At 54.5% G+C, this 22,594-nt stretch carries 25 protein-coding genes and 1 pseudogene; 7 read left to right on the plus strand and 19 right to left on the minus strand.

Translation table 11 applies throughout. From position 1 onward, the window contains the following. Position 1: 1 nt before the first annotated feature. The 3 genes from AC790_RS21310 to AC790_RS21320 form a co-directional block, all read right to left on the minus strand. Complete coding sequence (locus tag AC790_RS21310) at positions 2-850, minus strand: transporter substrate-binding domain-containing protein (protein WP_200902279.1); 849 nt, start codon at positions 848-850, stop codon at positions 2-4. Between the two features lie 22 nt (positions 851-872). Further along, entirely contained in the window at positions 873-2,060 is a 1,188-nt protein-coding gene (locus AC790_RS21315) for a M20 family metallopeptidase (RefSeq protein WP_049853093.1), read from the minus strand. A gap of 251 nt (positions 2,061-2,311) precedes the next feature. Beyond that, positions 2,312-3,202: a LysR substrate-binding domain-containing protein gene (locus AC790_RS21320; protein WP_049853094.1), complete on the minus strand. Its 891-nt coding sequence runs from the start codon at positions 3,200-3,202 to the stop codon at positions 2,312-2,314. Between the two features lie 105 nt (positions 3,203-3,307). Between AC790_RS21320 and AC790_RS21325 the strand changes: the two genes are divergently transcribed. Together AC790_RS21325 and AC790_RS25265 are read left to right on the plus strand one after the other, a co-directional pair. Next, the gene (locus AC790_RS21325; protein ID WP_049853095.1) at positions 3,308-4,012 is read left to right on the plus strand and encodes an SDR family oxidoreductase; all 705 of its coding nucleotides are present in this window, start codon (positions 3,308-3,310) and stop codon (positions 4,010-4,012) included. A gap of 207 nt (positions 4,013-4,219) precedes the next feature. After that, positions 4,220-4,351 carry a hypothetical protein gene (locus AC790_RS25265; RefSeq protein WP_007886067.1) on the plus strand — a complete coding sequence of 44 codons (132 nt, stop codon included), beginning with the start codon at positions 4,220-4,222 and terminating at the stop codon, positions 4,349-4,351. Position 4,352: 1 nt separating this feature from the next. On the opposite strand, the gene AC790_RS21330 is transcribed toward AC790_RS25265, so the two are convergent. Further along, on the minus strand, positions 4,353-5,285 hold the full coding sequence (locus AC790_RS21330; RefSeq protein WP_049853096.1) for an AraC family transcriptional regulator: 933 nt from the start codon (positions 5,283-5,285) through the stop codon (positions 4,353-4,355). Between the two features lie 160 nt (positions 5,286-5,445). Between AC790_RS21330 and AC790_RS21335 the strand changes: the two genes are divergently transcribed. Further along, positions 5,446-6,180, plus strand: a complete 735-nt coding sequence (locus AC790_RS21335; protein WP_049853097.1) for an SDR family oxidoreductase — start codon at positions 5,446-5,448, stop codon at positions 6,178-6,180. Positions 6,181-6,240: 60 nt separating this feature from the next. On the opposite strand, the gene AC790_RS21340 is transcribed toward AC790_RS21335, so the two are convergent. The 5 genes from AC790_RS21340 to AC790_RS21360 all read right to left on the minus strand — a co-directional run bounded on the left by AC790_RS21340 (position 6,241) and on the right by AC790_RS21360 (position 9,551). After that, on the minus strand, positions 6,241-6,933 hold the full coding sequence (locus AC790_RS21340) for a DJ-1/PfpI family protein (protein ID WP_049853098.1): 693 nt from the start codon (positions 6,931-6,933) through the stop codon (positions 6,241-6,243). A 99-nt stretch (positions 6,934-7,032) separates the two neighbouring features. Then, on the minus strand, positions 7,033-8,001 hold the full coding sequence (corA, locus tag AC790_RS21345; RefSeq protein WP_049853099.1) for a magnesium/cobalt transporter CorA: 969 nt from the start codon (positions 7,999-8,001) through the stop codon (positions 7,033-7,035). A gap of 43 nt (positions 8,002-8,044) precedes the next feature. Beyond that, complete coding sequence (locus AC790_RS21350) at positions 8,045-8,515, minus strand: GNAT family N-acetyltransferase (RefSeq protein ID WP_007886076.1); 471 nt, start codon at positions 8,513-8,515, stop codon at positions 8,045-8,047. 51 nt (positions 8,516-8,566) lie between these two features. Next, positions 8,567-8,887, minus strand: coding sequence for an AzlD domain-containing protein (locus AC790_RS21355; RefSeq protein WP_049853100.1), 321 nt, complete (start codon positions 8,885-8,887; stop codon positions 8,567-8,569). After that, a complete protein-coding gene (locus AC790_RS21360) occupies positions 8,877-9,551 on the minus strand; it encodes an AzlC family ABC transporter permease (RefSeq protein WP_049853101.1) in 675 nt (224 codons plus the stop codon). Before AC790_RS21360 ends, AC790_RS21355 begins: the two co-directional genes overlap by 11 nt. Positions 9,552-9,653: 102 nt before the next feature. Between AC790_RS21360 and AC790_RS21365 the strand changes: the two genes are divergently transcribed. Further along, a complete protein-coding gene (locus tag AC790_RS21365) occupies positions 9,654-10,202 on the plus strand; it encodes a helix-turn-helix domain-containing protein (protein WP_049853102.1) in 549 nt (182 codons plus the stop codon). A gap of 141 nt (positions 10,203-10,343) precedes the next feature. After that, positions 10,344-10,865, plus strand: a pseudogene (locus tag AC790_RS21370) (N-acetyltransferase family protein). On the opposite strand, the gene AC790_RS21375 reads toward AC790_RS21370, so the two are convergent. From AC790_RS21375 to AC790_RS21390, 4 genes are read right to left on the minus strand one after another with little or no spacing between them, the layout of a single operon-like run. Continuing rightward, a complete protein-coding gene (locus tag AC790_RS21375; protein ID WP_049853103.1) occupies positions 10,862-12,265 on the minus strand; it encodes an ABC transporter ATP-binding protein in 1,404 nt (467 codons plus the stop codon). The pseudogene AC790_RS21370 and the gene AC790_RS21375 sit on opposite strands and share 4 nt — an antisense overlap. Next, complete coding sequence (locus tag AC790_RS21380; RefSeq protein WP_049853104.1) at positions 12,262-13,047, minus strand: ABC transporter permease; 786 nt, start codon at positions 13,045-13,047, stop codon at positions 12,262-12,264. The genes AC790_RS21375 and AC790_RS21380 overlap by 4 nt, the downstream gene beginning before the upstream one ends. Further along, a complete protein-coding gene (locus AC790_RS21385; RefSeq protein WP_049853455.1) occupies positions 13,044-13,979 on the minus strand; it encodes an ABC transporter permease in 936 nt (311 codons plus the stop codon). The genes AC790_RS21380 and AC790_RS21385 overlap by 4 nt, the downstream gene beginning before the upstream one ends. Further along, a complete protein-coding gene (locus tag AC790_RS21390; protein WP_049853105.1) occupies positions 13,979-15,505 on the minus strand; it encodes an ABC transporter substrate-binding protein in 1,527 nt (508 codons plus the stop codon). The genes AC790_RS21385 and AC790_RS21390 overlap by 1 nt, the downstream gene beginning before the upstream one ends. A 199-nt stretch (positions 15,506-15,704) precedes the next feature. Between AC790_RS21390 and AC790_RS21395 the strand changes: the two genes are divergently transcribed. Beyond that, on the plus strand, positions 15,705-15,890 hold the full coding sequence (locus AC790_RS21395) for a tautomerase family protein (RefSeq protein WP_007886101.1): 186 nt from the start codon (positions 15,705-15,707) through the stop codon (positions 15,888-15,890). A 45-nt stretch (positions 15,891-15,935) separates the two neighbouring features. On the opposite strand, the gene AC790_RS21400 is transcribed toward AC790_RS21395, so the two are convergent. Then, positions 15,936-16,253, minus strand: a complete 318-nt coding sequence (locus AC790_RS21400; protein WP_007886102.1) for a DNA-binding transcriptional regulator — start codon at positions 16,251-16,253, stop codon at positions 15,936-15,938. Then, positions 16,246-16,494 carry a type II toxin-antitoxin system RelE/ParE family toxin gene (locus tag AC790_RS21405; RefSeq protein ID WP_049853106.1) on the minus strand — a complete coding sequence of 83 codons (249 nt, stop codon included), beginning with the start codon at positions 16,492-16,494 and terminating at the stop codon, positions 16,246-16,248. The genes AC790_RS21400 and AC790_RS21405 overlap by 8 nt, the downstream gene beginning before the upstream one ends. Before the next feature lie 314 nt (positions 16,495-16,808). Here AC790_RS21405 and AC790_RS21410 point away from each other — a divergent pair, with 314 nt between their 5' ends. Next, the gene (locus AC790_RS21410; protein ID WP_049853107.1) at positions 16,809-17,549 is read left to right on the plus strand and encodes a GntR family transcriptional regulator; all 741 of its coding nucleotides are present in this window, start codon (positions 16,809-16,811) and stop codon (positions 17,547-17,549) included. Here AC790_RS21410 and AC790_RS21415 read toward each other — a convergent pair. The 4 genes from AC790_RS21415 to AC790_RS21430 all read right to left on the minus strand — a co-directional run bounded on the left by AC790_RS21415 (position 17,536) and on the right by AC790_RS21430 (position 22,366). Then, a complete protein-coding gene (locus AC790_RS21415) occupies positions 17,536-18,516 on the minus strand; it encodes a PfkB family carbohydrate kinase (protein WP_049853108.1) in 981 nt (326 codons plus the stop codon). The two genes, AC790_RS21410 and AC790_RS21415, sit on opposite strands and share 14 nt — an antisense overlap. Beyond that, complete coding sequence (locus AC790_RS21420; protein ID WP_049853109.1) at positions 18,503-19,531, minus strand: ADP-ribosylglycohydrolase family protein; 1,029 nt, start codon at positions 19,529-19,531, stop codon at positions 18,503-18,505. The genes AC790_RS21415 and AC790_RS21420 overlap by 14 nt, the downstream gene beginning before the upstream one ends. Before the next feature lie 10 nt (positions 19,532-19,541). Then, a complete protein-coding gene (locus AC790_RS21425; protein ID WP_049853110.1) occupies positions 19,542-20,816 on the minus strand; it encodes a nucleoside permease in 1,275 nt (424 codons plus the stop codon). 173 nt (positions 20,817-20,989) lie between these two features. Then, on the minus strand, positions 20,990-22,366 hold the full coding sequence (locus AC790_RS21430; protein ID WP_049853456.1) for an aldehyde dehydrogenase family protein: 1,377 nt from the start codon (positions 22,364-22,366) through the stop codon (positions 20,990-20,992). Between the last annotated feature and the right edge of the window lie 228 nt (positions 22,367-22,594).

Here is a 22,594-nt window from a genome sequence, read left to right on the forward strand (position 1 = left end):
ATTACTCTTTAGGTGCGACGTTTTCGCCGAACCATTTTTCAGACAGCAGCTTCAGCGTGCCATCTTGGATCATCGAATTTAACGCGCTATCCAGCGCCGCTTTCAGCTCAGGATTGTTTTTCTGAATCGCAATCGCCGAGCCCTGGCCGAGCACGCCGCCCGAGAAACCATAGCCAGTGCTGTTCACGGTATCCGCATGTTTTTTAACGTAAGCGTTGAGGTTAGTACGAGACGCCATGACCGCATCAACGCGCCCGTTCAGCAGGTCAGCGAAGGTTTCCGGACCGGCCTGATAGGTGCGAATCGTCGCCACGTCGGCCAGGTATTTATTCAGGAAGTCAGCCTGAATGGTGGCAACCTGCACCGCGATGGTTTTGCCTTTGAATTTCGCTTTTAGCGCATCAATAGATTTGGTCATGCCGGCTTCGTCATCCGCCAGCACCACTTCGCCATTACCCGGCAGCGTATCCACCGCGCTGCCCTTCAGGGTGACGAATCCCGAAATACTCACGGTGTATTGGCGCGAGAAATCCACCACTTCTTCACGCTTTGGCGTCACGGTCACCGCATCTATCACCGCGTCATATTTGCCGTCAACCAAACCTGGAATCATACCGGACCATTTCTGCGCCACGATTTCATATTTGAAACCGGCACGTTTGGCGATTTCAGCCACCATATCCGGTTCATAACCAACGATTTTGCCGCTTGGCGTCGATTGGTTAAACGGGGGATAAGCCGCTTCAGTAGCGAATTTCAGCGTACCAAAATCTTTAGCCTGTACCAGAGCGGAAGAGGCAAGCAGCAGCATGCCAACAGAAGCGGTAAACAGTCCTTTACGCATCATCATAAGACCTCAGAGTTGGTTATTTTTAAGAGAGTAAATCAATGGCTAAACGGGCTAGCGCCTGCGTGCCGGCATGGATACTGCGCTCGTCGGGTTGATAATCCGAGTTGTGCAGATGGTCGTCGCGTCCCGGAGCGCCGGATCCAATGTGGATCTGGCAGCCTGGCGCACGCTCGGTAAACAGGGAGAAATCTTCGGCCCCAAAGCTGGCGCTCGGTTTAGCAACAATGGCTTTACCAAACTGGTGCGACAAAATCGGTTCCAGCGCATCAATCAACGCATCATCATTCATCAACGGCGGCACGCCACGTTGATAATTGACCTCAACGCGCACGTTCAGCGACAGCGCCACGCCGGCGCAGATACGTTTAAACGCTTCTTCAATATGCGCACGTGCGGCAGGAGATTTAGCGCGCACTGTTCCCTGAAGCAGACAGCTGTCGGAAATGATGTTGTGAGTGGTGCCACCATGAATGTGACCAATGGTCAGCACCGCCGAATTAGCGGGATCAAGTTCGCGCGAAATAATGGTTTGCAGCTGGCTGACCAGATTCACCGCCGCAATGATGGGATCGGTGCCCATGTGCGGCCGGGCGGCGTGGGTAGATTTACCGTGCACCACCACATCAAACTCGTCGCTGGAAGCGGTGCTGGCACCGCGCGTCAGACCAATTTCACCGGCGGCCAGTTCCGGTTTGTTGTGTAGCGTGATGGCAAGGTCAACACCTTCTGCCGCGCCGTCGGCGATCATCGCTTCAGCACCGCTATCGGGCGTCTCTTCCGCAGGCTGGAAAATCAAACGTAAGGTGCCATGCAGCTGCTCGCGGTAGTGCGGCACAATCGCCGCGACACCCAGCATGGTGGCGGTGTGAATATCGTGGCCGCAGGCGTGCATTTTACCGGGATATTGGCTGCTGAAGGGCAGGCCCGTTTGTTCGTGAATCGGCAAGGCATCCATATCGGCGCGTAACAGCACGGTTTTGCCGGGATGCGCGCCAACAATATCCACCATGACGCCGGTTCTGCCGACGCCAGTTTTTGGCGTCAGTCCAAGGCGTAACAGCTCCTGCTCAACGATGTGAGCGGTGCGCACGGTGTCGAAACCCAGCTCTGGGTGCGCGTGAATGTCACGGCGAATGGCGATGAGATGCGCTTGCATGCTTTCGCTTTTGGCGCTGATGTTCCTGGCTAAAACATCTTTATGATCGGTCATATTTGCGAAGATTTTTCTCAGGCGCGAGCCTGGCCTTTATGGCATTTTTATTAAAATTGATTCCGTATTTATTCACAGCATCCAGCAGAATGCAACGCGCAATATTTTTGGTTACTTGCTGAATTTGCGCGATATTTTGCTAATCCACTGCGCAAGCAGGATAAAAGCCCATGTCTGCATCATTAAGCAGTTATAACATTCATGATCCACGGCGGATCATCAGTTTTACTGATTTCGTTATTGAACAAATATCAGCCGTTAACCTGGGCTAATAGCCAGTCGCGCACCGCTTTCACCGTCGCTTGCTCACGCGGACGCTTTGGCCATACCAGATACCAACCCGCATCCAGAGCCATTTGTCTGCTAAAAGCCGCCACCAATCGCCCGCTCGCCAAATCGTTCTGAACAAAATGTGGGCTAGTGAGCGCCATACCTTGTCCGCCGATTGCTGCCTCAAGCGCCAGCGCGGTTTGATTGAAACGGAGATGATGCGCGTGTTGCAGCGACAGGCTGGGAAAGATAAACGCGAGAAATGCCGGCCACAGGTGATGCCCATCATGCACCAGAGCGTAGCGCTGGAAGTTCTGACTCTCGGCCGGATCGCCCAGCTCGGCCAGTAAGGTGGGGCTTACCACCGCCAGCACCGTTTGGCTAAATAGCAATGTAGCATCGAGGCCGGCGCCGAACGGCGGGCGACCATAGCGTACCGCTAAATCAACGCCTTCATGATGAAACTGAACCAGCCGTTCCGAGGCCAGCACGCGCAAATCGATATCTGGCCAGGCGGCGGTAAAACCCGGCAGGCGCGGCAGCATCCAGCGGCTGGCAAAGGTGGGCGTCACGCTCAGGGTTAAGCGATTTGGCTCCGGACGTAATGTCCGCGTGGCCTCATCAATCAGCTCAAATGCCTGGCGAATACTGACCGCATAACCTGCACCCGCACCCGTCAACGCCAGACTGCGCGGCAATCGCTCAAACAGTTTCAGACCCAGGCTGGCTTCCAGCCCACGAATTTGCTGCGCGACCGCGCCTTGTGTCACGCCTAGCTCTTCCGCCGCCAGACGGAAATTAAGATGACGCGTGACGGCTTCGAATACCTTTAACGCATTCAACGGCGGAAGCTGGCTAAATCCGTGGCTCATCCTGTAGTTTTCCTATCGTCAAGTGACAATCAAACTGACTCTCTGTGGCTGAAATTACCTTTTATACTGGCTTAAATCGATTTTTAATTGAGAGGATAGCGGATTATGACAGTAGAAAAAGTTGCAGTGATTGTCGCTGGCGGCAGCGGTATGGGGGCGGCAGCTGCCGAAAAGCTGGCAAGTGAAGGCTATAAAGTGGCGATTCTCTCTTCGTCCGGTAAAGGCGAAGCGCTGGCAGAACGGCTGGGTGGGTTGGGCGTAACGGGCTCTAACCAATCGGTAGACGATCTGCACAAGCTTGTGGAACACACGCTGGCACGCTGGGGCCGTATCGATGTGCTGGTTAACAGCGCCGGACACGGTCCACGCGCACCGATTCTGGAGCTGAGTGATGAGCAGTGGCAGCTCGGCATGGAAACGTATTTTTTAAATGTGGTGCGCGCCACGCGACTGGTGACGCCAATCATGCAGAAACAAGGCGGCGGCAGCATTATAAACATCTCATCAGCGTGGACCTTTGAGCCCACCGATATGTTCCCGACCTCCGCGGTGTTCCGCGCTGGTTTAGCCTCGTTCACTAAAATCTTCGCTGACACCTACGCGGCCGATAATATTCGTATCAACAACGTGCTGCCTGGCTGGATAGACAGCCTGCCGAAAACCGATGAACGCCGCGATAGCGTGCCATTGCAGCGCTACGGTACGTCTGCAGAAGTGGCGGCGACCATTGCTTTCCTCGCCTCGCCGGGCGCGGCCTACATTACCGCTCAGAATATTCGCGTAGATGGTGGCGTAACACGCAACGTATAACCAGACAATTCCTTATCGAAATTCCGCGGATGGATCAGGTCCATTCGCGGCTTTATCTTGATTAGCTGTTCATCATTTGCGCACAAAACCAAGACTGGTCTTGTCGATCTCATTCCTTAAAAGCAGTCAGAATGTTCTCATTCGCTGACAGTATCTTCTTACTACAGCTTGCGAGTTAATCATTTAATTTTCGGAACTGAGGTCACTATGCAAACCCTTTTACGCGCTCATTTTTCTACTATTTTTAACGTCGAACGTCACCGTGTTTGGCAACTGGTATTGTCCGGTTGCGCGCTGTTCTGGATTTTGGCTGTTGTCGCCGTCATGGCGATTCGTTAAGTTAATGTGCCAGTAAACGGCCGGACAACTGCTCCGGCGGTAACAACTCAAACGCCCGCTTCATTATCCGCGCCTCTTCTGCGGGGCTTCGACCAAACATCCTTTTGAACTCACGATTAAACTGCGAGTCGCTCTCATAACCTACGCGCGCTGCCGCGCCGGCGGCGGTGAGATTATCGCGGATCATCATCAAACGCGCCTGATGTAAACGCAGCGATTTAACATATTGAATCGGCGAGGTTTGCGTGACGGTTTTGAAATGCAGATGAAAACGCGGCACGCTCATTCCGGCTTCGTTTGCCAGATGCGGCACATTTAGCGGCTGACGCCAGTCCTGATGAATACGCTGCAGAGCACGGGCGATGCGGCCAAAATGGCCTTGATAGGTTAACGCCGCGCGCACCGCGCCGCCCTGCTCGCCCATCAGCACGCGAAAACAGATCTCTTCAACCCGCGCTGGCGCCAATACTTTGGCTTCGAGTGGATCGCTCAGCGCTTCCAGCAAGCGTAAGGTGCTTTCCGCTAATGCCTGATCAATGGGCGTCGAGATAATGCCCGCTGGTGCCGCAGTCATCGCCGTTTCAACGCTGGTCAGTTGCGCCACCAGCCGTGCCACCATGGCAACATCCAGGCGAACGGCGATGCCCAGCAACGGCTCTTCGGAGGTTGCCTCAGTCTCAGCAGAGAATGGCAACGGTACCGACAGCACCAGAAAATGCTGTGCATCGTAGCGATACATTTTGTCGGCCAGAAACGCGCGTTTCGAACCCTGGCAAATAATAATGATGCTGGGTTCATACAGCACCGGCGTGCGTGCCCACTGCCGATCGGCACGCATAAAGCGCACGCTTTCCAGCAGCGATTCGGTATAGCCTTCCTGACGTGCCAGCTGACTGAGCAATGCGCAGGTACGTTGTTGAACTGAGAGCGCCATAAATGATGTTCCGCAGAGAGATTCAGGCAAAGCATAGCCATCAAGGTAATAAATACACAAGGGTAGCGAGAGAATCAGGCAAACATGCGCCACGATCGGGTCTGTCGTCTAACGTATGATTTATCAACAATAGCCTCGTCAACTTAACGAGGAGTACGTCATGACCCACTCAAATCCTAAAGTGATTATTTTAACCGGCGCCAGTAGCGGCATAGGCGAAGGCATTGCACGTCATCTGGCGCAGCAAGGTCACAAACTGATTCTCGGTGCACGTCGCGCCGATCGCTTGACGGCGCTTTGCGATGAGCTGCGTTTAGCGGGCGCAAGCGTGGATTATTTGCTTACCGATGTCACACGGCGTGCCGATACACAGCAGCTGGCCGATTTTGCGCTGGAGAAATATGGCCGCATTGATGTGATGATTAACAATGCAGGTGTCATGCCGCTGTCGCCGATGAGTTCTATGAAGGTCGAAGAGTGGGATTTGATGCTGGACGTCAACATTCGCGGCGTGCTGTATGGTATCGCGGCAGTGCTTCCTACCCTGCAGACCCAGCAGTTTGGCCACATCATCAACATCGCGTCGGTTGGCGCCCTGACGGTTTCCCCCACCGCGGCGGTGTATTGCGCTACTAAATTCGCGGTGCGTGCCATTTCCGATGGTCTGCGCCAGGAATCACAGCATCTGCGCGTTACGGTGCTCAATCCGGGCGTGGTGGAGTCTGAACTCGCCGATAGCATCAGCGACCGTGTTGCGCGTGAGGCGATGAAGAGTTATCGCCAGATTGCACTGCAGCCGGAAGCGATTGCCAAAGCGGTGAGTTGGGCCATCGAACAACCTAGCGAGGTGGATACCAGTGAAATCACCGTGCGCCCTACTGCCAGCGCACATTGAGGGTGAAAATCCGTGGCGATTTCAGGCTGAAATCGCCAGATTTCATACTCATCTGTCGTATTAGCGCTTTAGCCTTGCCGCTGCCTGCTCGGTTGCCAAACGGCGTCGGGCAATAAAATCCTGCATCTGATTTTTCGCCTCGGCCAGTCGCGCTGGTGAGGCGCTGCGCGGAGAGCCAGAGTGGAATGGCGGCGCCGGATCGTACTCCATCTGCAACTGAATATTCTCCGCAACCTCGCGCCCAAACAACTCCTGCGCCACCGTTAAGGCAAAATCAATGCCTGAGGTGACGCCCGCGCCGGTGATGCGGTTGCGGTCACGCACCACGCGTTCCGCTACCGGCGTGGCGCCTAAAAGGCTGAGCTGATCCAGCGATCCCCAGTGCGAAGTTGCCCGATATCCTTGCAGTAATCCCGCAGCGCCTAACACCAGCGATCCAGTGCACACTGATGTCACCCATTGCGCGTTTTGCGCCATGCGCCGCACAAAATCCAGCGTTTCGTCGTCGTCCATCAGTGCGATTTGTCCGGGACCGCCGGGAATGCAAATTAGATCAAGTTGCGGACAGTCGGCAAAGGTCGCGGTTGGCACAATCGCCATGCCACGATCTGACATCACCGGCTGGCGATCTTTCCAAATCAGATAATTTTTGACGTTGGGCATGCGGGCAAACACTTCCCACGGACCGGTGAGATCGAGTTGCGTGAGGTTGGGAAACAGCAGCAGACCGATAGTGAAAGGCGAAGAAGCCATGACAATCTCCTTGAGCAATCAGAGCGTTATCATGGCCTTACTTTTAAAGTGAACGCAATGGATTAATTCAGCAAACTGCACACGACCAATACGGCCACGTTACAGCCAGCCAGCCTTTTTCAACCGCCACCACATCACGCAGCAGATGACGATTGTCACGCCCACCACCGCCGGATAACCAAAGTGCGTGTGCAATTCTGGCATATCGGGAAAGTTCATGCCGTACATACTGAAAATAATCGTTGGTACAATCAGGATCGCACCCCAGCCGGCGAGCTTTTTATTCACTTCGCTCTGCTGCACCGACACCAGCGCCAGATTGACCTGCATCGCGCTGGTGAGCATCTCACGCATATCTTCCGCATCAATCATCACGTGATGCGCATGATCCTGCACATCACGCAGATAGGCGCGCAGATTTTTCGGGATGATATCTTCATGAAAACGCACCAGCTGCTGACAAATTTCTGTCACCGGCAGCGCCGCATTGCGCAGCGCTAATAGTTCGCGACGCAGGTGGTAAACGTTTTGCAACGCATCGCTGTCGAAGCGAGTAGTAAACATGCCCTCTTCCAGCCCACCAATTCGATCGTTTAGGGATTCGGTGATTTTGCTGTAGTGATCAACGATGAAATCGAGTATGCAATAAAGCGCATAGCCCGGACCTTCACACAACATCGATTGATTTTTTTCCGCTTTAGTGCGAATCGCAGCATAGCCTTCTGACGATCCATGACGCACGGTGATCAAGAAGTTTTTGCCAAGGAAGAAGTGCGTTTCACCAAAAGTGATGCGCTGCAGATCGTCCATATGTGCGGTTTTCACCACGATAAATACTGAATCGCCATATTGCTCAATCTTCGGTCGCTGATGTGCCACTAGCGCATCTTCTATCGCCAGCTCGTGCAGGCTGAACTCCTGTTGCAGCGTCTGCATAAAGGCCGGTTCAGGTTGGTACAATCCCATCCAGACAAAGGATTTCTCCTCTTTCAGCACTTCGCTGATGTCCGCAACATCAACATGCTCTTCACGCTTACCGTGGCGATACGCAACGCAGTTAATTACCATATTCGCGCGATCCTTGTTGTTTGCACTGTTTATCATTTTAGCCTTAAAGCTCGCGGACCATTTCAACACAGGCGAGATCGGCTTGCGCCAGCGCCGAAGGGTATAACGCGTCACGCACCACGTGAAAACCGTGGCGTTGATAGAAACTGCTGGCGTTGGGCGTGGCGGCGAGCGTCAATTGTTTAAAACCGCGCTGCCGTGCTTCATCAATGATCGCCTGCATGATCGCGCTGGCATAGCCTTTGCCATTACAGGCGGGCAGCGTGAAAATAGCCTCTACGCTGCCGTTATGGAGATCGAGAAATCCGGTAGCGGCCACGCCGTGTTCAGGATCGTCTATTACAAAGAACGGATTACGTTTTACCGCCGCAAAGTAACCAGCGGGTAACGCATCGGGCGTCCATGCGCTGATGACTTCTGCCGGATAAACACCCTGACAACCGTGGCGTATGGCGAGATTGCGAATGCGCCACAACGCAGCAGTTTCATCGCAGCGGGCTAAACGCGGTTTCATATAGGTTCCTGTTTGCTGTTGTTCCGGGATATCACACAGTAGCAAAAAGGTTTAAGGCACGCCTAAATAACGCAGCAATGCCGTCATCAGCGCAGCGCCAATGATGACTAAAATCAACGGGGTGCGACGCCACGCGAGAAACACCGCAAACAGCACGCCGGCGATACGCGCCACTCCGGCGAAGTGGGTGCCTTCAAACAGTGCAGTGGTGACCGCCACCGCCAACAGCAAAACGGTGGCGGCATCAGATAACATGCTGCGTACCCGTTCCGACATCTGCATGCGGCTGCCAAGGCGGTAACCCGCAAAGCGGACGGCATAGGTGCCCACCGCCAGCAGCGCTATGCCCGCGATGATCAGATTATTTTGCATTTTTACGCTCCCGCCAGCTCAATAATCCGAGTAGTGAAAACAGCACCGGCATCCCCGCCGGAACAAACGGTGTCGCCAGTACCGACAATGCCGTGCCAAGCGTCGCCGGAATCAGCGTACGACGCTGGCGCAGCGCGGGGAAAATCAAGGCAATCAGGATCGCCGGAAACACCGCATCAAGGCCAATAGAGGAAACGTCAGGAATAAAACGCCCGATCACCGCACCGCCAATCACTGACAATGGCCAGATGGTGAAAATGCCTAAGCCACAGATCCAGAATGCCGCCCGCCGCTGTGCCAGTTTGGGTTGAGAAATGCCGAACACCACGCTTTCATCATTCATGATGTGGCAGCCCAAAAGGCTGCGACTGCCCTTGCCGACCAGATCTTTCACCGCAATACCAAACGGCAGATGACGCGCATTGACCAGCAAACCGGCCGCTGCCGCCGTCAGCGGACTGCCGCCACCGGCCACAATGCCGATAAACAGAAATTCCGATGCGCCTGCCAGCACCAACGTCGAGAGGGCAATCGGCACCCACAGCGGAAAACCTTCTGCTGCTGCCAGCGAACCATACGAAAGCCCGACAATACCGTCGGCCAGACACACCAGGAAAATGGCTTTTAATACTCCGCGATCAAGCGGCACTGCACCCAGACGCATCACAATTTGATCTCATATCGAACAGGAAAGCCGTTATAATGAACGCAGTGTGATTGTTTTACAAGACGAACAAATCGTTCGATATAAAGAACAGGAGTAGGTTTGACCACACCAATTGATATTATTGCTGCCGGGTTATTACGTGAACGACAGCGTGCGGGGCTGTCGCTGACAGAAGTGGCGCGCCGCGCCGGGATTGCTAAATCAACACTTTCGCAGCTTGAAGCAGGTAACGGCAATCCTAGCCTCGAAACCTTGTGGGCACTGTGCGTGGCGCTGAATATACCTTTTGCGCGTCTGATGGAGCCGGAAGTGAAGCGCTTACAGATCATTCGCCGTGGCGAAGGAATGATTGTGTCGGCGGAGATGGCAGATTATCAGGCGGCATTACTGGCCAGTTGCCCACCCGGCGGGCGACGCGATCTTTATCTGGTAACCAGTCAACCTGGCGCGCCGCGCGCTTCCGAACCTCATCCGCCGGGTTCAGTTGAACATATCATCATCGCCCGCGGACGGGCGCTGGTTGGCCCCAGCGAAGCACCGGTTGAATTGCATCCAGGTGACTATATTTGTTACCCCGCCGACGAACCGCACGTGTTCGAAGCCTTAGAGCCAGATACCATGGCGGTGCAGCTTTCTGAGCAAAATTAATTGCTGATTGTTCCAGGTCGCCATGAATGGCGACTCTACGCTGCAGGATATCAGCCATCACAATTTCCTATTGTTAAATCCGGTGATTAGCGTGCGGCGTGGTGGCATGCTGTGATTTTCTACGCTGATAATCAGGAACATATGGACATTATTCCCGCCAGACCGCATCACGCAGCGGCCATTCAGAAGATCTACGCCTGGCATGTGCTGCACGGCACCGCAACTTTTGAAACCGAACCGCCTTCTGCGAGCGAAATGCTCAATCGCGTGCAGGATGTGCAGCAGCGCGGCGGTTTCTGGCTGGTGGCACAAGAGAATGAACAGGTGCTGGGTTATTGCTATCTGGCACCGTACCGCCCGCGTTAAGCCTATCGCTTCACGCTGGAGGATTCGATTTACCTCGATCAGCAGCAAACTGGTAGAGGCATTGGACGCGCGCTGCTGCAAAAGGCCATTGCGCTGGCGGAAGCGGCAGGATTTCGCCAAATCATTGCGATCGTTGGCGATAGCGCCAACGCAGGATCGCTGGGGTTACATCGGGCGCTCGGTTTTGAGCACACCGGCGTAATGAAGTCGGTGGGTTTCAAACATGGCCGCTGGCTCGATACCGTGGTGATGCAGCGTTCCCTCGGTCTCGGTGATAGCCAGCCGCCAGAGCGCTAATTCCGGGTTTCCATCGCGATTACCCGATGCGTGCCCTTTTCCAACAGATCGCGATCGTGGCTCACCAGCAGCACCGCGCATTGCTGCTTGCTTGCCAATGAGGTGATGAGCTGAATGGTTTGCTGTTGCACCAGCGGATCAAGCCGCGATGTGGGTTCATCGGCGAAGAGAAACACCGGCTCCAGCAGCATTACGCGTAGCAACGAGAAGCGCTGTAGCTCGCCGCCCGAGAGCGCATCGGGCCGCCGTTTCAACAGATCCGGTGCCAGCGCCAACTGTTCCATCAACGCATCTCGCCTTGTGCAAGCAATGCGATGACGTCGCAATAGATCGTTCAGGCTCTGCCCTAGCGTGCGGGTTGGTGGAAATAACGCGGATGGATCCTGATAAATCTTCTGATATTTCAGCGTATCCACCGCAGCATGGCGCGTAATGCGGCCTTGCTGCGGCGTTAATAATCCGAGCAGTACATCGCCAAAGCTACTTTTCCCGCTACCGCTGGCACCGTACAGCCCAACCACTTCACCCGCGTGCAGCGTGAAGTTTTCCGGCACCCCGAGCATTTTCCCTCCGCGCTGCAGCTGAATCCCCTCGGCACTGACTACTGGTTTACTTGCAATGAAAGTTTGCTGCCACGCGGGCCATGCGGCCGGATCGGCGGCGAGCAATTTGCGCGTGTAGCTTTGCTGCGGTGAATGCATTACCTGCTCCGCCCTGCCCTGTTCAATTACTTTCCCTTTGTGCATCACGATCACCTCGCCGCCCAGCTGTCGGGCCAGGGCGATATCGTGCGTGATGGTGAGTAGCGTGCCGCCCTCAGCCACTTCTCTGCGCAGCAAGGCCGCGACCTCATCACGACGCGCCACATCCAGTCCTTTGGTTGGCTCATCGGCTAGCAATATCTGCGCACCGCCTGCGCGAGCGGCTGCAAAGGCGGCGCGCTGCGCCATACCGCCGGAGAGTTGCCACGGATAACGGGATGTCGATTGCGCCAGGCCCAGCTGCTGTAAATCACTGCTGGCAGCGTTTTCGCTGTCTGCTTTTGTTTGTCCGCGCACAAAACGATAGCCTTCCGCCACCTGCTGTAGCACTGACATGGTGGGATCGAGCGATAACCAGGGTTCCTGCGGCAACGAAGCTAAGGTGTGGCCCCATAAAGTGCGTAATAGCGCGACATCCTGCGGCAGAGTGAAGCATCGATCGTTGATGATAAGCGTGCCGCTCGCCTGCAGATCGTCTGGCAAAATGCCCATGATGGCCTGCGCCAACAGGCTTTTACCCGAACCCGTTTCGCCCAGTAACGTGAGTGGCTGACCTGGCAGCAAGGTGAGATCTACCGGTTCCACCAGCGTCTGGCTGGCGGTGGTAACGGTGATGCCGATGGCGTGTAATCCTTTCATCGACGCTCCTTTTTCATTAAGAGATTCAGGCTAATGAGCAGCAGAAATAGCGCAATCACCGGCTGCATCAGCAACCACGGCGCTTCCCAGGCAAATGGCAGTAGCTCAGTCATCATCAATCCCAGTTCCGGCGTGGGTGGACGCACGCCAACGCTGATAAAACCGAGTGCCGACACTGCCATGATGGCGCTACTGAAAGAGAACAACGTCAACGTCGTTAACACTGGCGCTAAGGCTGGCAACAGATGTCGGCGGAAACGGTAGAACGCCGAGAAGCCAAGCAGCATTGCCGCCTGCATACCGGGCGCATGCACCACTGGACGTAAGGTGGCACGTGTCACGCGGAAAAATTCCACCCACAGCACCAATGAAATGCCCAGCCACAGCATGCCTGGGGAATCGGGCGCAATCGCGGCTAAAAGTAATACCAGCAGCAAACCCGGCAGCGCGAGGCACATGTCGCCGAGCATGCTGAGTGCGCGATCGAGCCAGCCGCCATAGAGCGCACTTATTACGCCAGCTAATACACCGGCCAGCATGGCGCTTATTACGCACAGCGCCGCGAGGCCGAGTGACAGACGCAATGCCGCACTGAGGCGCGACATCATGTCGCGACCAAGATGATCAAACCCGAGAAGGTTGCCGCTGCTGGGCGCATGCAGGATCTGCAGCAGATCCTGTTCCAGCGGATCGCCGTGATGAACCAGTGGCAGCAAGAAGGCGAAGCCGAGCAGTAAGCACAACATCAGCCAGCCAATCAGACGTGCAGGCGAAAGCATCATGCGCGTCTCCCTCTTGGATCAAGTAGATGACAACCCGCATCCACCAGCATGTTGAGCAAGACAAACAGCAGGCCGAGCGTCATGGCGCTCGCCTGAATCACCGGCACATCGCGCGCAAAAATGGCATGCACCAGCGCGTGGCCAATGCCCGGCCAGGCGAACAGCGTTTCTACCACGACGACCCCTTCCACCAGCCAGACGAACTGCATGCCGAACCAGGTCATTACCGGCGATGCCAGATTTCGTAACCCATGACGGCGCAACAACGTGGCGGGCGCTAAACCTTTTTGCGCGCCCCAGCGGTAATAGCCGGACGTGACAACCTGAAAAGTGGCTTCACGCACCACGCGGACGCCAACGGCGGTTAACGATAACGCCAGTGTCAACGCCGGTAACAGGAAATGACGCAGCTCACCGTGACCGGCGCTGGGTAGCCAATCAAGCTGAAGTGCCAGCAGCACGATAAGCAGCATACCCAGCGCGAAATGCGGTACCGATTTCAGCAGCGCGCTCAGCCAGAACAACGCACGATCGAGCTTACCGTTGGCGTGGCATCCCGCCCAAATACCTAACGGCAAGGTGAGCAATAGGGTCAGAACAAGCGATGTGCCAGCGAGCGCCAGCGTCTGGCTAAGCTGCCAGCGCAGCTCATCCATTACCGGCTCGCCCGATACCAGCGAACGGCCAAAATTGAACTGCAGCAGATCGAACAACCAGTGCAGCAACGCGCTGCCCTGCTGTAATGATCCACTCAACTCCTGCTGTACCCGCGCCACTGCGTGGGCATCCACGCGATCGTAGCCATAGCGACCACTGGCAATACGCCAGGCCATGTCGCCCGGTAGCGCCTGCACCAAAAACCAGGTGAGTAAACCGACCGCCAGAATCACAAAAACCGCTTGTCCAAGGCGCCAGCCAAGAAGCTTTATCATCATTGCTCCCACTGCATCTGACGCAGACCAAAGTGACGTTCAAACGCATCAAGCGTGACGTTTTTCAGCTTGCTGTTAATCGCGGCCGATTGCTGATACCAGGCGATAGGGATCACCGGCAAATCCTGCTGCAGTGAGGCGGTGATCAGATAACGGGCCTGCGCACGTGCAGCCTCATCGGTGGACTGGGTGAGCGTATGCAACGCCGCGTTAAACCCTGCCGGATGCCAATTCATCGCCCCCCAGTCGCCGCCGTGGGTGGCGTAATCCTGCAGTAACGTGCCGGTTGGATCGGGCGTTAGGGCAAAGTTGCGGGAGAACAGTGCCAGCTGCAGACGATTACTGTGATGCTGTGCAGGAATTTCGCTGGCGTTGGTGGCGTTGATCTTCACTTCAATGCCCACTTTGCGCAGTTGCTGCTGGATCACCATCGCCATTAGCGGCAGTTCGGGACGATCCGGGAACGTCAGCAGCGTCAGGCTGAAGCGCTGACCGTTGCGCACTAAGACACCATCGGTCCCAACTTTCCACCCCGCCGCCTGCAGCTGTTGTGCTGCCTGTTGCAGGTTGAACTGCAGCGGTTGCAGGTTGCTGTTATGCCAGCCGCCCATATTGGGTGGAAACAGTTGGCTGGCCGCGCCCGGATAACGCAGCACCGCCATCGCCAACGCGTTACGATCAATCGCCATGCTGATCGCTTCTCGCACCGGCTGTTCGGCTAACAGCGGATCGCCCAGGTTCAGCTTTAGCATTAGGGTGCGCGGTACCGGAATGGCCGGCAGTTGCAGCGATGGCTTACGGGCTAAGCGCTGACGGCTGGCGGCATCAAGATTGAAAACGTAATCTGCATCACCGCTTTCCGCCAGCAACGCGCGAGTTTCAGCACGTCCAGAGGAGAGATAACTGGCGGCTGCAATGGCAGGCTTTTCGCCCCAGTAATCATTGAAGCGTTTCACCGTCAGCGACTGTGGTGGCTGAAACGACGTCAGCATGAACGGACCGCTACCGATGATGCGAGTGATCTTGTCCTGCGCATCCCAGCTGGCTAAAGCAAGAATCTGCGAACGACTGTCTGCCAGCACCGAAAGCAAGGGGGTGAAGGGTTCGCGTAAAGTGATGGTGACCTGTTGCCCTTCTCCGCTGATTTCGGTAATCGGCGTTTTATCCAGTAGACCCGCTTTACTCCGCGCGGTCTTCAGTGATTTCACCACAGCGGCGGCATCCAGCGGCGATCCATCATGGAAACGGACGTTATCGCGCAGCTGTAATTGCCAGCGCAAACCATCAGCAGAGACTTGCCAGCTTGCGGCCAGCGCCGGGATAGGCTCGGCGCGATCGTTAACTTCCACCAGCGTTTCGACCACATCCATGCGTAACAGAATGTCACCGGAGAGCGCGGGATCGGCACCTTTGATTTCGAACGGTGCCGCAATACGCACCGGTTTATCCTGATGTTCCGCCGCCAATGAGGCGCAAGAAGCCAGGCCTACCGCCGAGGCGATAAGCAAATTTTTAATTGATTTCATTATGTTTTCCGTAAAATATCGCGACAAAAAGAACGCTATAATTACGTTATAACATAACAATTCACATTTCAACACAGATTGCATTTAGAAACGCTGAACGGATTAGCGCCAGGCTGCGTTGCGCTGAGATTCACGCTGCCGGATTGCCTTTGCCTGAGGTATGCTGAAAATTGATATTCACTGTCAAGGAGAAGCAGATATGCCAGAAATCGTTGTTTATGCGGCAGAAGGTCGCACCGTGGAGCAGAAGAAAAAGTTATTAAGGGCCGTCACCGCAGCGGTGGCGGATTCGTTCGAGATCGATGCCAATTCGGTGACGGTTTCCATCATCGAAACGCCAAAACACCATAAGTCCAAAGGCGGCGTGCCGTTTGATGAGCGTTGATTTTGAGTTCCGCATTATGAAAAGCCCCAAAGGGGCTTTTATTGTTTAGAGGATAAAGACAGCTGGCCCTTTATCATCAATGGTGTTGAGAATACGTAGGGCGGCGTTGTTTGGCTTGCTTTCGTTGCGCTCCCACTTTGACACGCTTTCTACCGACATTCCGGTGGTTAATGCCAATGCCGCTTGTGACATATTCCAGCGCAAGCGTACGGCTTTGATTTCTAAACCGCTCATTGTGCGCACGGGTGGAATGTTACGCGCTTCAATCGCTGCATTAATTTCAGCAAGCGTTTCATCTTTCACTGCACCCAATTGGTTGTAGCGTTGCGCCATGTTCTGGATTTTTTTCAAACGATCAGTCATTACAGGTTACCTCAATCAACTCTTTAGCTTTCACTAACGTCTCAATGAGCTCGTCAGGCATCGCAATGAAATCTCGGGCAATTTTACAATACGCATCGATTTCATCGTCTTCTAACTCTTTGCCTTTCTTCTTTGAAAGCTGGCTTTTTAAATACATATCAAAGAAATAAATATTCTTTCCGTCATTAAAAAACACGATGCAGCGCGCCCCATCAGAAGCACCAACGCCGGGTAAGCCCAATCGCTTCTTATAGCCCGGCGAAAATCGACCTTGCCGCCTTGCATAACACTGTATCTGTAATTCGTGCTTTTGAACGTCCGTCCTGAAATTCTGGCGTCAGGTAAATTCCCATTTTCCCTTCCTTGCCGTTATTACATCCGTAAGCACGACTATAGTCTTGCTTACGGGTAAGATCAAATCTCCTTTACCATCAGACATTCCATCAACCTTAAAAACGGCGACGCTAACAGTAACCGCCAAAGATGCTTCGCCCGCCGCAAAAAGTCAGTATCATAGCGTTCTGCCGCTTACCGGATTGAGTGAACCAACCTGCTATGACCGACCCAACAGCACTATTTTCGCGGCTTACTTCTACCCTTGCCGATGAGAGCCGCACGCCGCTTTACAAACGCTTCGCTAGCGCGATTAAAGATGCGGTGCGCGATGGCGTGCTGGTGCATGAAGAGATCCTGCCGAGTGAACGTGAATTCAGCCAATCGCTGAGTATTTCGCGTATTACGGTCCGTAAAGCCATGGATGCACTGGAAAAAGAGGGGGTGGTGCTGCGCTCACGCGGTTACGGTACGCAGATTTGCAGCCAGTTTGAGTATTCACTGAAAGAGCCGAAAGGTTTGTCGCAACAAGCGGTATTACGCGGTAAGAAGCCGGATACGGTGTGGATTAACAAAAGTAAAATCCACTGTAGCGCCGAAATTGCCGGGAAGCTGGGCGTGAGTATAGGCAGTGAGGTTTTTCTGCTGAAGCGAATTCGCTATGTCGATCAACTGGCGGTGTCCGTTGAAGAATCCTGGGTGCCGGCGCGCTTGATCGATGATGTAGATGAGATTGGTATTTCGCTTTACGACTATTTCCACCAGCAGCAAATCCTGCCGGTGAAATCGCAAAGTAGAGTGAGTGCTCGCATGCCTGATGAGGCGCTCCAGCAGCAGATCGCCTTGCCCGACAACGTACCCATTTTGGTTATTAAGCAGCTGGCGTTAGATGCGCAGGGCAATCCGCTGGAGTACAGCATTAGCTACTGTCGTAGCGACATGTATGTGTTTATTGCTGAGTAAGGCGCTGCTGCCAATAGGTGCTTAACGTGGCGCGATCGGGCGCGCAGTCGCCGCCGCGTTGTGACACCACATAAGACGCGACGATGTTGCCCAGCGCGACGCTCTTCGCCAGCGACCAACCTGAAGCCAATCCCGCCAATAGACCACCAGCGTGGCTGTCGCCTGCACCAATGGTGTCAACGACCTGAGTCGGCAGCGCCGGTATCCAGCCCTGAGCGTCAGCGTCAACGAAACCTGCACCTTCGCTATCAAGCCGCACCACCAGCGCAGCATCAAAACGCTGCTGCCAGCGCGTCATTAACTGCTGCACATCAAAGGGTTGATGCTCACCGAGACGTTCATGCCACAGCAGTTCTGCTTCCTGTCTGTTCACTGTAATCAGTGGATGGCAGGCCATAATGCGATCAAAATGTGTCTTAGCGATATCAGCCAGCCGTGGTCCAAAATCCACCAGCAGCTGATAGGGCTGAGTTTGCTGCTCCAGCCAATCGATCAGCACTTCACCGCTTTTGCTGGTGAGTTGATAACCTGAAAGGTAGATCCAGCGATTAGCCGGCTGCGGCAGCGAGCTGAGCAGTGCAGCATCCCACTGGTTTTCCACGCCGCTTACTGAAAGAAAGGTGCGCTCGCCATCCGGTTCAACTAATGCCAGGCACCAACCGTTATCGCCTTTCGCTGTTTCCAGTACGCTGTGAATCCCGTATTCCGTTAGCTTCTGCCGCACGATGCTCGCCCAGATGCCATTGCCGAGCGGCAGCGCGTTGGTTGATGGAATAGCGAGTCGATGCAGTGCAATCGCTACATTCAGTGCACAGCCACCTACGTTGACGCCCTGCTGGTGGAGCTCGATATCGCTGCCGCGATGCGGCAACGAGTACGCATCGGCAATCACATCCACCACTGCCGCACCAATTACGTACACCGGCAGGTGCGCTTCAAGCCGCTGCAAATCGTCAGGCGTCAGCATAAGCGGCCTCGCGCTGCTGGCGGAAAACGAGAAAGGCTTGGCTGTAGCGCGTGAAATCCAGTGCGTTAGCGGCATCAAGTTCGGCTTTCAGCTCAGTATCAATGCTATCGATACCGTGTAACGCGCCGCAAATAGCCACCGCCATCGCGCCAATCGTGTCGGTATCGCCGCCGAGGTTAGCGCAGAGAATCGCACAGCGATTAGGATCGGTTTCTGCCAGTTCCACCATGGCAATCGCTGCCGGTACCGATTCAATAGTGCTGGTGCCGGTGCCGACCAGATCGTAAATCTGCTGCATGCTGGATTCCACGCCCCTGCCCTGCTTAACAACGCTCAACGCCAGATCCAGACGCGCCGCCATTGACGCGCTAAAGGTAGTCACGCGCTTTTCCTGCGCCGCACGCGCGACGGCTGGTAGTTCATCACAAATGGTTGCCCAGCTAGCGCCATCAATAGCGCGCGACACCGCCCAGGCAATCACCGTGGCACCGGAAATCGCAACATCTGATTTATGCGTTGGGCTTGATGCCAGCGCGACGGCCTCGATAAAAGCGGAGAGATCGCGAGCAGGCACCAGGCAACCGAGCGGCGAGACGCGCATGGCCGCGCCGTTGGTCATACCATTATTTTCCAGCTGCGACACCGGCGTGCCGGCTTTCATGGCATTGAGCGCGATTTTTGAGGTTGGCCCCAGTACGTTTTTATTGAAGGCATCAAACGACTCCGCCCAGTGCAAAATATTCGCGCCAATGGTTTCCGCATTGATCTCGCCATGATGAGTCACGATCGCATCAGCTAATGCCAGCGCCATCGACGTATCGTCAGTGAAAGATGCGCGTCCAAAGTAACAGGCGGCGTTATTTTCTGCCGGACCGGGCAGGAAACGATCGATCCAGCCAAAATGTTGTTTCACGCGCGATCGCGGCCATAATTCTGATGGCATGCCCATCGCATCGCCCAGCGCCTGGCCATAAAACGCGCCTAAAATCCGTTTTTCTTGCAGTGTCATCGTCATGTGAAATCTCTTATTTATGGTTTTCAGCAGTTGCTGAGTTATCAAAAGCGGTCAATTCATCGCTGCGTTTTTTGCCGTCGCGGAACAGCACAATAAAGGCGATGGTGATTATCACAATCATCACGCTGCCAAACATCCACATGCCCGCCCAGTTGAACGTCTGGCCATTGCGCGGCTGGTCATAGGCGAACATTTCCTGCATCAGATAGCCGCCAAGACGATAACCGAGCAGGCTGCCGATGCCCTGGCAGGCGAGCGTAATCAAACCTTGCGCGGCATTGCGCATCGCCACGGGCGCTTTCTTATCAACGTAGATATAGGCAGTAATGAAGTAGAAATCGTAGCTGACGCCATGCAGCAGAATGCCCATAAACAGCAAACCGTAAGTCAGCATGTTTTGATCGCCGCCGAACACAAAGAACACATAGCGCAGTGCAGCGGTGGTTAACCCCAGCAGCAGCACTTTGCCGATGCCAAAGCGCTTAATGAAGAAGGGCAGCGCCAGCAGGAAGAAGATTTCCGATACCTGTCCAAGCGTCATCCAGCCGGTCGCGTGCGGCAAGCCGACTTCAGTTAGATAGCCTTCAGCAAAGATGTAGTAGAACGCCAGCGGCATGCTGAACAGGAACGAACAGATGAAGAAGACGAGGAAGCTACGATCCTTGAGCAAATGCAACGCATCCAGGCCAAGCGCTACGCGCAGGCTGAATTTACCGCTACTTTTCGGCTCCGTTGCGGGCAGTGTCAGCGCAAAAATGCCCAGTAACAGTGAGCTGGCGGAGGTGATCAATAGCGGCACATTACTTGCGGAGATATCGCCATATCCCAGCAGCGGCGGCAGAAAACCGCAAACGATGCCAGACGCGATCCAGCCAATCGTCCCCATAACACGAATGCGCGGATAATCACGCTCCACATCAGCGACATGCGAAAAAGCGATGCTGTTGGTGAGCGCAATGGTTGGCATATAAGTGAGTGCATACAGCAACAGCAAAGGGAAGAAGCCGCTGAAATGCGTTTGCTGGGCGGCAAGAAACATCAGAATTGATCCGACGATGGTCAGCAGCGACAGTACTTTCTGTGCCTGGAAGAAGCGATCGGCCAGCGATCCTACCAGGATTGGTGACAGGATGGCGGCTATCGAGGTGCAGGCGTAGCACCAGGCAATCTCAACCGGCGAGAAGCCGTTTTTGCTGAGAAATGCCCAGAGCGGGACAAACCATGCGCCCCAGATAAACCACTCTAAAAACATCATGAATGACAGTTTTGGGATTGTTGTTTGCATTTAAATTGGACTCCCCGGTGTAGGTGGGGACAAATCTAACACCAGATGTAATACCTTTATAATACCACTGGTGGATTTTTTGAACTGGTCCACAACATTTTAATGGGTGTGTAACGGTCTTAGGCGGGGGATGCAGGCAGGAGTAAGGGCGCGGTTAACGCGCCCCTGGAGAATTAACGGCGGTTTTTCCACACGGTTTGAATGTTACAGAACTCATGGACACCAAAACTTGAGAGCTCACGGCCATAGCCGCTTTTCTTCACGCCACCAATAGCGACACGCGGATCCGATGCGCCATTGCCGTTGATGAAGACCGCGCCAGTTTCCAGCTTTTCTGCCAGTTCATTGGCAACGGCTTCATTACCACTCCACACCGTGGCGCTCAGACCGAATTCGCTGTCGTTGGCCAGTTCAAGCGCGTGCTGCGCATCTCGCGCTACGGTAATCGCGGCAACTGGGCCAAAAATTTCCTGCTGGAAAGCGGTCATGGCTGGCGTGACATCTGCAAGGATCGTTGGAGCGTAATAGTTACCAACGCCATCGATCTTATGACCACCTAACACTAAACGCGCACCTTCTCTGATGGTTTGCTGAACCTGATTATCGAGTTCATCGCGTAGATCGTAACGCGCCATTGGGCCGATGTAGGTTTCTTCATCTAAAGGATCGCCGATCTTCAGTGCCTGAACCGCTGCGCTGAAACGCGCCTCAAACGCTTCTGCGACGCTTTCTTCAATGATGAAGCGCTTGGCTGCCATGCAGACCTGTCCGGTGTTCTGGTAGCGTCCTGTGACCGCTGAGGCCACTGCAGCATCGAGGTCTGCATCTGCCAGTACAATGAAAGGATCCGCGCCGCCCAACTCTAATACCGTTTTCTTTAGTACCGCACCGGCTTGTGCTGCAATTGCGCCACCAGCACGCACGCTGCCGGTGACCGCCACCGCGGCAATGCGCGGATCCTTAATCGCGGCTGAGACGCCATCGTTGTCGACGTTAATTACGGTGAATCCACCTTTTGGCAGATCGGTCGCATCAAACAGTGAAGTCATCAGATTCGCTGATCCCATGACGCTTGGCGCATGTTTTAGCACATAGGTATTACCGGCCAGCAGCATGCTCACTGCGCCACGCAGCACTTGCCAATAGGGGAAGTTCCACGGCATGACTGCGAGGATCACACCTAGCGGTCGAAATGACTGCCATGCCTGCTGATTTTCTACCAGCGTCGGTTTGTCGGCGAGGATCGCGGGACCATGCTCTGCGTACCAGTCACAAAGGTTGGCGCACTTAAGAACTTCAGCGCGCGCCTGAGCGATGGGCTTGCCCATTTCCAGTGTGGCCATTGTTGCCAGCTCATCCTGACGCTGACGAATTTGCTCTGACAGCTGACGCAATACTTTTACACGTTGTGGCATTGCGGTGTAACGCCATTCAGCGAATGCATTTGCGCTTTCTTGCAGTGCAGACTGAAGCTGAGCTGGGCTTTGCAGCGGATAGGTCGCAATGATTTCGCCGTTGGTCGGATTGCGAGAAATAACGTTGTCAGTCATGGAATTGTCCTCTGGCTTAGTGAAGTGATGCTCAATGGTGTTTACCTTACGCTCGGCAGAAGTTTCTTTAAAATGAATAATAATGAGGAAGTTGTTCATATCAGGAGAAGTGGAAGGATCTTCCTTGCCAGGAACTGATGGTTTTAAGGGATCGAAAGGTATGTTGACGCGATGAAGGTATTTTAGATGTTTTAAGGGGCGCAAGCCGCTTCAGAACTGATGTTATTC

This window comes from Pantoea sp. RIT-PI-b (assembly GCF_001187905.1).
Lineage (GTDB): Bacteria > Pseudomonadota > Gammaproteobacteria > Enterobacterales > Enterobacteriaceae > Pantoea > Pantoea nemavictus.